Genomic DNA, 11,617 nt, shown 5'->3' with positions numbered 1-11,617 from the left:
TGCGCTTCGGGGTGTCGACTCACCCGGATTCCGGGGTCTATCTCGTGAGATTAGGACGACAACGGTGGGCAATTGAAGGCTTCTTCAAAACCATCAAACATCGCTTTGGCTTGGATTGCTTTGGTCAGAAGACTCGGCTAGGAATCTATCGCTGGTTAATGCTGTCTCTCATCGCTGACCTCCTGGCACATTGGGTATCTCAAACCTTTCCCACTTGGGTGCGCCTCGATTGGGGCGAAGTCTGTGTCAAAGCCGTTGCAACACTGCTGCCGCACGTCGCCTGGGTCAAGCTGCTTCGTCAGATTCACAAGCACCGTGACCTCATTAATGAGCAAGGGTTTGAAATTAGCATCAAGCCCCTATCCTCAGCTTATTAGGAATGGTGCAAGATCTGAGGTAAATGTGCTTGGTGCGATTTGCATTTTCAACAAGGCGAATTATTGGAAATTGACCATATTAAACCCATTTCCTGTGGAGGTAAGAAGGAATGGCAAAATCTCCAATTATTACATCGCCATTGCCATGATGAGAAAACTGCCAACGATGGCAGCTTGAAGTCCCATATTGACAAAATGGAAACACATTGAGTAGCCGTGTGAAGGGAAATCTTTCATGCACGGTTTCGGACGGGAGGGGTGGAACAGTAATGTTCCCCTCGACCTTCTCAACAGTGCAAGATAGACTGGAAAGCCTTACCCAGCTTGAGTTTTAGAAAAACTATCAAAATGAGGCTCAGCATCAGGACTTCTGCCGGGAAGTGCAGAAGTTCAACGGAAGAATGAGGGTTTCAGCCGTTAAGACGGCACCAAAAGAGAGGGTGTACTATCGGTTTTTGGCTATCGCTTAGTCCAAAAGTAGTCCAAACTTGTACTACTCAAGAGTTTCAAAGATACAGCTTGATGTGGGAATAGCTGAAGCCTTTGTAGAGATAGAGTTTCAAGCCGATCCTGCACTTTTTTGCCCGTATGTCGGCTCAACCCCATCACCCATTGAATAGTGTCTCGGATGCCTAGCAGCAAATCATCGGGGTCGATGCGTCCGTTGCGATTGCGATCAAATGGGCTTGATTTCTTGCCTGTTTGGTCTTGAGGATCAGCAGACTTAGATCCTAGCCGAAAACCTGAATTGCCCGCACTACAATGCAAGCACACGATAAATGGAGCATTGCTAAGTAGTATTCTGGCTTCTTCTCCCAGCGGATCAACACGCGTCTAAATCGATTCATCCACGAGTGTGTTCGCTCTCTTACACAGTCCCCTACGGAGGGAAACCCTCCTTCAGGGCTGTGCGCTCGACCACCCATCGTCTCGCCCTGTAGTTTGGAATGTCATGAATGATCAGGGCAAACGCATGAAAAAAGAAGCGTAGGCTAAAAGCAGTGTAGTGCGCTTGCAAACTTCTGCTCATGAACTCACCTACGGATGCCCGCATTCTGAGCCATTTTGCTGATTTAGATGACCCCCGCAATCAGCGAGGCAAAGACCACCGACTTTTGGATATCGTAGCCATTGCTATCTGCGCCGTGATTTGTGGCGCGGAGAGTTGGGTGGATATCGAACTGTATGGACAATCCAAACAGGAATGGTTAGGTACGTTTTTGAGTCTAAACAAGGGCATCCCCTCGCATGATACGTTTGCGCGAGTGTTTGCCCGACTCGACCCAGACCAAATGCAGGCATGTTTCATCAGTTGGATTCGGGCAATCAGCCAACTGAGTGCAGGAGAAGTCATCGCCATTGATGGCAAAACCGTGCGGCACTCCTATGACCGAGCCAATGGCAAAGGAGCAATCCATATGGTGAGTGCGTGGGCAAGTGCTAACCGATTGGTACTCGGACAACGTAAAGTCGATGAGAAGTCCAACGAGATCACCGCCATTCCGCAATTATTGCAAGTGCTGGCGATTGAAGGGTGCATCGTCACAATTGACGCAATGGGGACTCAAAAAGAGATTGCAAGTGTGATTATCGACAAAGGGGCAGATTATATCTTAGCCCTCAAAGGCAATCAAGGAGGACTGTTTGAAGACGTGCAATGGCTGTTTGAGCAAGCCCAAGCGACCCAATTCCAGGAGGTCGCTCACGATTTCGCCCAAACCATTGACAAAGGACATGGACGCACCGAAATTCGTCGCTGCTGGACATTATCCGAGTCCGAGTTAGACTACCTGGTTCAAAAGTCGCAATGGAAAGGACTGCAAACCGTTGTGATGCTTCAAAGTGAACGGCGCGTTAACGGGCAGGTTAGTACAGAATCCCGATACTACATCAGCAGTTTAGCGAGTCATGCCGCTAAAATTGCCGCCGCGATTCGCACCCCTTGGATGGTCGAGAACCATTTGCATTGGGTGCTAGATGTTTCCTTCAATGAGGATGCCTGTCGCATTCGCAAAGACCATGCCCCACAAAATCTCTCGCTGCTGCGCCACATTGCCCTCAACCTACTGGGACAAGATCAATCGACCAAAGTAGGCATTGCAGCCAAGCGCAAGAAAGCAGGGTGGGATGATGCCTATCTCCTCAGAATTCTGGCTCTATAATTTTCTTGCGTTTGTCCTGCATCTTTAGCACAGGGTTTGACTCTCTCCGTACTCTGATGCTCAACTTGGACGAGAAAATGGATGAGTTCCTGGATGTTCTGCGTTTTTTGTCTTGTACTTAGGCTTTTCATGCGTATCTCGGCACGATATCATAACCTGCTGGTAAACTGATGTGAATTAACTGTAAGCCGATCGGGTGGTAAAGGCATTTTTGTAAATGACTTTACCGGAACGGAGGGTTCAGGAACCGTTAAAGCCCTGCTCGTTTACGACGGGGATGAAGAATCGGGTTCCCGCGCCCGTGTTAACGGGCAGAGTCCAGAGAACGAACCAACTCACGCAGAATATCGTTTAAGCTTCTTTCTTTTCGTTTGCAGTATTGGGAAAGAATCTCATATTCTTCGTCGGAACATCGCAGCGTAACCACTTTCATGCTGTCATCCTGAATGAAATATGCTATCATCCTAACATGAAGACTTTGAAGTTCAAGTTGTACAATCACAAGCGGAATCGATTTCTCAAGCGCTCAATCAATGCGGCTGGAGTCATCTATAACCACTGTATTGCTCTCCACAAACGCTACTACCGGATGTGGGGCAAACACTTGAACTGCGCGAAACTTCAGGCTCACATTGCCAAACTGCGGCAGCGCAAAGAATTCTGGCAGCTAGTCGGCTCTCAAGCGGTGCAGGATATCTGCCAACGCATTGAGAAAGCCTATCAACTGTTTTTCAAACACCCCAAAAAAGGAGTTAGACCGCCCAACTTCAAGAAAGTGAGACGACATAAGTCCTTCACCCTCAAGCAAACTGGCTACAAGTTTCTAAGCGGCGATCGCATCCAGATTGGGAATCGAGTCTATCCATACTGGAATTCTAGAGAAATTGAGGGCACGGTCAAAACTCTGACCATTAAACGCACTCCATTAGGGGAGTTGTTTATGGTCGTGGTTGTTGACAGCGTTGATGAGCCTGAAACCAAATTCGAGACGAGTAGAATCGCTGGATTTGATTTTGGCTTAAAGACGTTCCTCACCGCCTCAGATGGAACAAAAATCGAATCGCCGCAATTCCTCAAACAATCGCTGAATGCCATCCAGAAAGCCAGTCGCAATCATTCCAAAAAGCGGAAAGGTTCATCGAATCGGGAACGAGCAAGATTGAATTTGGTTCGCAAGCATGAGGACGTAGTGAACCACCGCTCTGATTGGTTCTGGAAGTTGGCGCACGACTTAACGAATCAATTCGATGTTTTGTGCTTTGAGACGCTAAACCTCAAAGGCATGCAGCGTTTATGGGGACGCAAAATTTCAGATCTCGCGTTTGGTGAATTTCTGAAAATTCTCGAATGGGTGGCAACAAAGAAAGGTAAACAAGTTGTCTTCATCGACCGATGGTATCCATCCTCTAAGACTTGCTCAAACTGTGGGCACGTCTTGAAAGAGTTGGATTTGTCGGTGAGAGAATGGCGTTGCCCGTCTTGTCAGTCTGTGAACGGACGAGATGAGAACGCCGCGATAAATATTCAAAGGGTTGGGGCATCGACCCTTAAGTTAGGTGATGTTAGACAGGCTATGCCTGCAATTGCTGTCTGAGCTTAGAATCCCCGTGCGTTCACGCCGGGGAGTATGTCAAGGCGCATTTTCCCAGTCTGCGGTCAGGCTGCGGAAGTTAAATTGACTGACTCCGGGGTGGCACGTCACACAACTCGCGAGATTGAGCTTGCGCGGTAGCTCTACTTTGGGGTGCAACACTTTGAAGTATTGAGACTCAGAGACTCGATAGGGAACTTTTTCGTCAACTGCCACCTGTCGAGAGAACGTTTGCAAATAGTTCCACACCAACTGACGTGGCGGGTCAATTAAAGGTTTAACCTCAACGCCATAGTGCTGAGAATCTTGTAGCAGATCGCGCCAAGTCTGAGTGGGCAAAACCGACGGAGGAACCCCAATGTGACAAGTGGCGCAGTTTTCTAAATAAAGTTCTTGTCCAAACTTGTAGCGATCGGGCACGACATCCACTGTTCCTACCACGGCTGAAGGTTGAGGGGCTTCGATCGCTTGCGCCAAGCCCAATCCTAGACACAGACTCCAAATCAGCAGCAGCGCGACTAGCACGATCGGAGAACGTTTTTGCCTTCGAGGTTTAGACGGGTTAGTCTTGACGCGACGAGGGAAACGGAGCATAGGTTTCAACCAATTTGGATACGAACGTTACAGAACCCGTTGCCATCTAGACTCAATATCTTCCCTGGATGTTTCTCTATTCAGGATAGAGGGGTTTGTGATCATTCTGCCAATGAAAACGAGCCGCCTCGATCATTGGAATTGGCAGCCTCAGCATGTAGATTCAATAAGGGTAAAAACGGTAGGAATGGATTGTAGTCATATTCAGCTTTGCGATCGCCCAGAACAGATCGATCTTCAGCAGCTTCAGCGCTTGTTTGGGGTTGCAGCATTTTGGGCAAGCGATCGCCGATCAGAGGAGTTAGCGATCGCAATTCAACACAGCAATCCCGTCATCTCAGCTTGGGATGGCGATCGGCTAATTGGGTTTGCGAGAGCGATTTCAGACGGGATCTATCGAGCTACTATTTGGGATGTCGTGATTCACCCTGACTATCAAGGTGCAGGATTGGGACGCAAATTAGTAGAAACGGTGCTGAGTCATCCTCACGTCAACAGAGTTGAGCGGGTCTATTTGATGACGACTCATCAACAGTCATTTTACGAAAAGATTGGCTTTGAAGTTAATTCCAGTACAACAATGGTGTTGTTTAATCAGCCAATTGAAGCTTTGGATATTGCGCGATCGGTTGACGCTGAGTGAGATAGCTAAGAAGATTTCCAGCAAAGAAATTCTCCGAGTGTTCCCTAGAATTCCCCAATTCTGGGAAACTTTAACTCAGAACCCATGGAACAGAAAGTTACGCGAAGGCTAAAAGCTACAGGCCAAGTTTTTCCAGCTAATCGGTCAGCTCAAATACGTGGGTTCGATCGTCGGCGATTTCAAACCCTAGCTTACGCCCATCACTGGCTTGAAAGGTTCCTTCTGTAGTTCCTTTTGAGGTTACATCATACTGAAAAAATTTTTTAACTTTCACAGATGTCGCCGACTCAATTAACGACTTCATCGAGGCTTCAGGGTCTAACTCAGGCTGGGACATATCTCACCTTTTTTCTTATGGTATATTTTAACGAAAAATCTCCTAGAACTTTTGCCCAAACCCAAACTGCACCCGGCTATCACCCTGATCGTTTAATCCAAAATCAGCGCGAATAACTCCTAACGGTGACTTGAGGCGCACCCCTGCCCCAATGCCAAACCCCGATCCGGGTCTGCCACGCTCGATTCCGGGCTGCCCTAACACCGATCGGCTTGACCCTAGATCAGAAGCAAAATCGGCAAACACTGCGCCTCCAATAATGCTGTAGATCGGAAAGCGATATTCTGCCGAAGCTAAGACATAGGTGCGAGAAATGCCGATATCGCCCGCATCATAGCCTCTGACAGAGTTCGGGCCGCCGAGAGAATAGGCATTGTAGGGAGGCAAGTCTCCGATCGTGGTGCCTCCCTGAATATTAAAGGCGAACGTTTCTGGCTCGTTTTTAGTTTGCAGCGTGTTTAAGATATTCACAGGCACATATTGCGTATAGTTTGCCTGAAGGCGATTAGCGAGAATGCTGCCACTGCCGATCGGCAAAAATTGCTCAGTGCTCAAACTCAAAAGAGAGCCATTAGTCGGATCGATCGGGTTATCGCGCTGGTCACGAACCGCCGCAAAATTGAGCGACACCAAATCATCAATGCCCGTGCCGCTAAACGAAAGCGGATTGCCATTGCGATCGCGCCTGACCACATTGCCACTCGCATCCCGCAAGCTAACACGGTTGTAGTTTAAGCCCAGCGATCCACCCCAGTCTTTATCGATCGGACGGTTGACCTCAACGCCGCCCCCAAATCGTCCTTCTCGAACGCGATCGCCGTTTTCCAATTTAACGTTGTCATCAAACACGCGAGACAGCCCTCTGCGGCGGAAGGCGTTGACGCTATAGCCTAGCTTGTCGGGTGCGCTGTCGCGGTAGGGGCTGATAAACCGTCCATCAAATTGAGCGTCTTTCGTGCCGATCAAGACGTTGGTGCTGAGTTGTTGCCCAATTCCTGCCACGTTGCGGTCTTGATAGTTGACTCCACCATAAAGACCCAAATCGGTGTTGTAGCCACCCGTTGCATTGACAGAACGAGCGCGACCTTCTGTGAGGTTGTAGACGACGATCGTCCGTTTTGCGTCGCCTTCTAAGCTGACACGGGCGTTAGTAAACAGCCCAGTTTGAACGAGCTTTTGCAGATCTTGTCGCGCAATATCTTCTCTAAAAACTTGTCCTGGCCTAATTTGTACCTGCTGTTTAATAAAACTCTCTTGAGTTCTGCCGCGAATCGGTTCGCCTTTGTCGTTGACGGGTTTGCCTAGCTCGTCGGTGAATCGGATTTGCACATCGCCGATCACACCTTCAGCGACTTCGATCGTCAACACGCCTTCTCGACTAGGCTGCAATGCCACGACTCGCGCCAAATTGTAGCTATTTTGGGCATACCACTGATTGATTTGTCGCACACCTTGATTGAGTGCCGAAGGGCTGACGATCGTGCCAATCTGCGATCGAAAGATATCATTAACCACCGCAGGCGTGAGCGCTTGAGCGTTGACCAGTTGCACAGACCGCACCACGATCGGCTGCACTTGAAAGGTGACACTCAACCCGTTGGAGTTTGCGCGACTGTTAACGCTGGCAGTGCTAAACAAACCCGTTTCCAAAATTGCCGCAACATCTGCTTGAAGTTGACTTTGACTCGTGCCTCCGCCGGGTTGAGTGCGAATGTTGCTGCGAACAATCTGCTGTAGCTCAGGATCTGCACCCACAATTTGCACGTCAGTTGCCGTCACCACTAAATCAGAGGGCAGCGATTGAGATGGATTGACGATCGGTTTAGGAGCCGGAGTCGCGGGAGGATTGACGATCGGGGAAGTCACATTTTGAGGAATGATCCAAGTCGGTTGATTAATCGAAGTCGGCGGGGTAGGTGTGACCGAAGCCGCAGGTGTTGCTATCGGCGGGGCATCTATCTGTGGAGATTGAGAGATCGCTGGAGTCGCGGCTGTAGGTTGATAGTCTTGATAATATTGAGCGTTGGTTTGAGCCACCCGCACTGGTGCCTTCGTTGAAAACTCTTGAGAGACGATCGTTTCAGGCGGGACAATTTTGGGAATGGGCGCAGGCGCGATCGCATCCGTCGCAACGACAACATCGGCGGTTTTCTCGATCGCAGGCGTTTCTAAAACAGCAGCATTTGCGTTTTGGCAGGCATCCCACGTAGAGAGCGCGGCGAGAGTGCAGACTGTGACGGTCGAGAGGCGCATAAGGCGGCGATCAGTTGGGGTGAGATATTTATAGTCTGAAATGAGCGATCTGGACGGTTTAGTTTGACGAGCAAACCCATCACTCTGCTGTCTCAAAAAGTTTAATGTTAGAACAATCCCACTTTGTTTCTTATCTCAATATCAAAAGACAGATTTTCGATGTCATACCCATTTGATTCGTGGATGCAATAGAGCCGCGTAGCATGGCATGCCGTGCCCCGTCGGATTGAACGATCAGTCGTAACTGCCTCCGAAATTGGCATAACTCTATGAGCCGGATTTCTCAAGTCATTCATAGTGAACAATGAAGCGTAATCCCCTTATAGAGTTCCCTTAACAATTGCTCGTGTCTTTAAATTCTTTTTCAATCGCCCCAGTACTGTTTAACGTGAACGGCGTTTGATTTCGCTGTATTGAGGTAAATGTGATGTTTGATTTCTTAAATTTTAGACTAGAAATTCTGCCTTATGGTCAAGCGATCGCTTCAAGCATCACCCAATGGGATTCAACAGGCAAAACGAGCGTTTGCTCTGAAAGGTTGGACTCAGGCAAATCTGGCAGGGGAGGTGAACCTAAAAACACGCCAACCGATTTGGCCGTTTTTCACCGGGCAACCCATCGATCGCCAGATTCTCCTAGAAATTTGTTCCGTGCTGGAATTAGATTGGCATGAGATCGCAGTTGATCCGCCAGCAGAACTTCCTGAATCGGGTGGATTGGTTCGGGCTTCCTTACCCGATATCGATGCCTTGGTACAACAGGTGCGATCGCAGCGTCGAGACAAGGCAATCTTTCAAGAACGGTTTCGCACGATCGCTTAATCAGCAAGGTGTATCACCAGAATTGGGGGACAGGGGGGCGTATTCATCCCTTGATTCTGCAACGCCGATAGAGCTTCTACAGGGCGGTGGTGATCCTGTCTAAAAGTATCTACTGTTGATAGAAATGGTAATCTTCTATCTTCTACTTCTGGCGATCGTAGCCCCGATCGCAGCCCGATCGCTACTCCAATTCCTATCCACAAAGCTAGGTTGTTAAATATCGTTCCAAGAACCACTCCGCCGAGTAGCCCATAGGAAGTACCCATACCCAGAACATACCGTTGTGAATGATTCGTGATTTGTTCCTTGTGACAAGTTGATAAAGATACCGTTCAAGATTTGCCTCTTTGCCCACAAGCGTGGTTTCGTGGTTTTTCAATGCTCACCGACTGCTCACCCCATCCGTCATCCGTCCGCTCATCTCGGTGGGGTGAATGCGATAGATTTCAATCACTTCCGATCGTCCCTCAGCATCAACCCAGGTGCGATTGATAGCAGGCGACAGTGTTGGGTTTTTGGTTTTAATAAACTGCATCGCCTGGTCAATGTCTGGCTGCTCGGTGAGTCGTTTGGCTTGACCCATGACAACAACGCTGCGCCAGCGCTCTGAATCACGAACGTCTTCCACCTGCAAACAGACATCTGGATTCGCGTCCATATCATGAGACTTCATCCCTTCGGTCGTAAAAATGTAGATGTCTGAATCTTTGAGGTAGTAGTGCATTGGCATCACATAAGGCTTTCCCTGATGGAGGCAGCCTAGATGCCCGTGTCCGACTTGCTGCAAGAGTTCTTGAATTTCTTTTGAACTCATCTCATCGATATCTAACATGATGATTATCCTATTTGTAGTCAAGTGAACTACCACACACCGACCGCTGGGCGGTACGTTGTGGGCTTCCCAATTCATCGGGAATCGCCTCTAGAACTCCGTAATTCCGTTGGTCTTACATTCCCTCCAAGGGCAGGAGTCCTGGTTCCCAAGACCCAAATGTTTTCAACAATCATGACTAGCCACTTTGACCGTTTGGTTTTCACGACCCTGACTGCGTGGTTTTTGCAGTCGTTGCAGCGTTTATGTTGCTTTGCTCAGAAGTATATCAGAACTATCGCTTCGTTGGTAAGAAATTGGTTATTTTTTGCCAACGAAGCGTATGGTGTGTGGATTCCCGCCGAACTAGCTAATCTTAGCGAACTAAGCCCAAGTTCAACAGTTCTTGAGGAGATGCCAGCACGTCGATCGCCACAAAGAAAATCTTGCCTTCAGGATTGAGCAAAAACCGATCAGTTAACCCACTTCATGGCATTGCTGCTGTGGGTGGCGGGCATTCTAGCCTGGAGCGCAGACAGAATTTGGGCAAGTAGCTGCGTCAAACGGGAACCCAGCATCCCTGTCAGGCTGCTGCTAGAAGAGGCTGATTGAGAAGAGATTGTTTGGTCGGTTGTTGAATCATTTGTTCCAGCGAGCGCTGTTTCAGTTTCAGTAAGGAATAGTCGTGCAGTGTCACCAAATCTGGCATCTCTTGCCAGCAATGGCGGCAGAACGAAACGGTTTGATGATGACAGAAACAATGCACCATCGGGTATCCGCAGCAAGGACAGTCTGTCATAAAAAGCGTCACATCCGTTTGTAATCAACTGTTTAGTAACGCGGTGGATAACGTGTCATCCATCTATCTAAAGCGTAGGATGAAAATCTGAGGAACTTGTGAAGATTCCATCAATGCAGTAAAGAAACAAAAAGAGAGTTTAAGCTGTTGTAACCTACAGGATACTACTCACCCATGTAGATGCCCAATGCGCGTGCCGTTTGTACCAAATCGCCATCAGGGTCAACCGCGAGTGGGCTACGATCGCAAACTTGTGCAATCGGAACGGCAACTACCCGTCCATTTTGCCAAGCCACCATCTGATTTGATTGATCTTCAGCAATTAAATCCACCGCAGTTTTGCCAAAAGCGGCAGCAGTCAAGCGATCGAGGGCAGAAGGAATGCCGCCACGCTGGATGTATCCCAACACCGAAACCCGTGTATCGACTGGATAAGCGCTGCACTTGGCAATGCAATCGGCAATATACTGCCCTCTGCTACCGGATGGTTTTTGATGGGGTAGGTAGTTGGCATCGTGGGCGGGATGAATGCCTTCTGCCACAAGGACGATCGCAAATTTGCGTTGCCAGCGATCGTGCAGCTCGGCTAAATGACCACATACTGTTTCAATAGAATAGGGAATTTCGGGAATCAAAATCACATCGGCTCCCCCAGCAATGCCAGAATGCAGCGCCAGGTGACCTGCTTCGTGTCCCATTACTTCGACGACCATGACGCGATCGTGACTGGCTGCTGTAAACGTCAGACGGTTGAGAGCATCTGTAATCGTATTCACCGCCGTATCAAAGCCGATCGTGCGCTCGGTAAGTGCCACATCATGGTCAATTGTTTTGGGAATCGCAATGAATTGCCAGTTGCCCTGCAATGCCAGTTGACTCAAAATAGCGATACTACCATCGCCGCCAATGCCAATCAGGGCATCGAGTCCCAATGCTTGGTAACTGGAAATTATTTCATCCATGCAAGCCAGAGTATTCCCTTTGTTGATCGTGCCCAAGATCGTGCCACCCATGCTGAGTAGCGGATCGATGCCGCGCAGGTCAAAACTATGCACATGCAGCGGAATCATCTGACGTTCCAGTAAACCCTGAGTGGCATAGGGAATGCCAAAAACTTGCCAATCGTAGGTCAGGGTGGCATGGCTCACTACCGCTCGGATTACAGCGTTGAGTCCAGGACAGTCGCCGCCGCTGGTTAGAATTCCCAATCGTGTTTGCCTATTCATAGC

General features: G+C 48.9%; 12 protein-coding genes and 3 pseudogenes. 7 read left to right on the top strand and 8 right to left on the bottom strand.

Annotation, left to right across the window (positions count from 1 at the left end; translation table 11 throughout):
• Together BRW63_RS24390 and BRW63_RS24385 are read left to right on the top strand one after the other, a co-directional pair.
• Nucleotides 1–377, top strand: a pseudogene (locus BRW63_RS24390) (hypothetical protein); the annotation flags it as partial.
• A gap of 36 nt (nt 378–413) precedes the next feature.
• A pseudogene (locus BRW63_RS24385) lies at nt 414–587 on the top strand (HNH endonuclease); the annotation flags it as partial.
• A gap of 521 nt (nt 588–1,108) precedes the next feature.
• On the opposite strand, the pseudogene BRW63_RS30075 reads toward BRW63_RS24385, so the two are convergent.
• Nucleotides 1,109–1,329: pseudogene (locus BRW63_RS30075) on the bottom strand (hypothetical protein); the annotation flags it as partial.
• 76 nt (nt 1,330–1,405) lie between these two features.
• Here BRW63_RS30075 and BRW63_RS24375 point away from each other — a divergent pair.
• Nucleotides 1,406–2,539: an ISAs1 family transposase gene (locus BRW63_RS24375; protein ID WP_073074950.1), complete on the top strand. Its 1,134-nt coding sequence runs from the start codon at nt 1,406–1,408 to the stop codon at nt 2,537–2,539.
• Nucleotides 2,540–2,843: 304 nt separating this feature from the next.
• On the opposite strand, the gene BRW63_RS30070 is transcribed toward BRW63_RS24375, so the two are convergent.
• On the bottom strand, nt 2,844–2,972 hold the full coding sequence (locus tag BRW63_RS30070; RefSeq protein WP_073074951.1) for a ribbon-helix-helix protein, CopG family: 129 nt from the start codon (nt 2,970–2,972) through the stop codon (nt 2,844–2,846).
• 36 nt (nt 2,973–3,008) lie between these two features.
• Between BRW63_RS30070 and BRW63_RS24365 the strand changes: the two genes are divergently transcribed.
• Nucleotides 3,009–4,133, top strand: coding sequence for an RNA-guided endonuclease InsQ/TnpB family protein (locus BRW63_RS24365; RefSeq protein ID WP_073071003.1), 1,125 nt, complete (start codon nt 3,009–3,011; stop codon nt 4,131–4,133).
• Between the two features lie 36 nt (nt 4,134–4,169).
• On the opposite strand, the gene BRW63_RS24360 is transcribed toward BRW63_RS24365, so the two are convergent.
• Complete coding sequence (locus BRW63_RS24360; protein WP_073071001.1) at nt 4,170–4,724, bottom strand: diheme cytochrome C; 555 nt, start codon at nt 4,722–4,724, stop codon at nt 4,170–4,172.
• A 187-nt stretch (nt 4,725–4,911) separates the two neighbouring features.
• On the opposite strand from BRW63_RS24360, the gene BRW63_RS24355 reads away from it, so the two are divergent.
• Nucleotides 4,912–5,367, top strand: a complete 456-nt coding sequence (locus BRW63_RS24355) for a GNAT family N-acetyltransferase (RefSeq protein WP_073070999.1) — start codon at nt 4,912–4,914, stop codon at nt 5,365–5,367.
• Nucleotides 5,368–5,503: 136 nt separating this feature from the next.
• Here the strand turns inward: BRW63_RS24355 and BRW63_RS24350 are convergent, their stop codons facing one another.
• Together BRW63_RS24350 and BRW63_RS24345 are read right to left on the bottom strand one after the other, a co-directional pair.
• Entirely contained in the window at nt 5,504–5,704 is a 201-nt protein-coding gene (locus tag BRW63_RS24350) for a hypothetical protein (protein ID WP_073070997.1), read from the bottom strand.
• 42 nt (nt 5,705–5,746) lie between these two features.
• Complete coding sequence (locus tag BRW63_RS24345) at nt 5,747–8,053, bottom strand: BamA/TamA family outer membrane protein (RefSeq protein WP_223257350.1); 2,307 nt, start codon at nt 8,051–8,053, stop codon at nt 5,747–5,749.
• Nucleotides 8,054–8,424: 371 nt separating this feature from the next.
• On the opposite strand from BRW63_RS24345, the gene BRW63_RS24340 reads away from it, so the two are divergent.
• Entirely contained in the window at nt 8,425–8,778 is a 354-nt protein-coding gene (locus tag BRW63_RS24340; RefSeq protein ID WP_223257349.1) for a hypothetical protein, read from the top strand.
• Here BRW63_RS24340 and BRW63_RS27860 read toward each other — a convergent pair.
• Nucleotides 8,775–9,044 carry a hypothetical protein gene (locus BRW63_RS27860; RefSeq protein WP_143162042.1) on the bottom strand — a complete coding sequence of 90 codons (270 nt, stop codon included), beginning with the start codon at nt 9,042–9,044 and terminating at the stop codon, nt 8,775–8,777. The two genes, BRW63_RS24340 and BRW63_RS27860, sit on opposite strands and share 4 nt — an antisense overlap.
• Nucleotides 9,045–9,160: 116 nt before the next feature.
• Nucleotides 9,161–9,610 (bottom strand): pyridoxamine 5'-phosphate oxidase family protein, encoded by a 450-nt coding sequence (locus BRW63_RS24335; RefSeq protein WP_073070994.1) that lies wholly within the window; start codon nt 9,608–9,610, stop codon nt 9,161–9,163.
• 468 nt (nt 9,611–10,078) lie between these two features.
• Between BRW63_RS24335 and BRW63_RS29715 the strand changes: the two genes are divergently transcribed.
• Complete coding sequence (locus BRW63_RS29715; protein ID WP_262983533.1) at nt 10,079–10,201, top strand: hypothetical protein; 123 nt, start codon at nt 10,079–10,081, stop codon at nt 10,199–10,201.
• 351 nt (nt 10,202–10,552) lie between these two features.
• On the opposite strand, the gene BRW63_RS24330 is transcribed toward BRW63_RS29715, so the two are convergent.
• Nucleotides 10,553–11,614, bottom strand: a complete 1,062-nt coding sequence (locus BRW63_RS24330; RefSeq protein ID WP_073070993.1) for an ATP-dependent 6-phosphofructokinase — start codon at nt 11,612–11,614, stop codon at nt 10,553–10,555.
• Between the last annotated feature and the right edge of the window lie 3 nt (nt 11,615–11,617).

Source organism: Phormidesmis priestleyi ULC007 (assembly GCF_001895925.1).
GTDB classification, from domain to species: domain Bacteria; phylum Cyanobacteriota; class Cyanobacteriia; order Leptolyngbyales; family Leptolyngbyaceae; genus Phormidesmis_A; species Phormidesmis_A priestleyi_A.
This window is presented reverse-complemented; position numbering and strand designations above follow the sequence as displayed.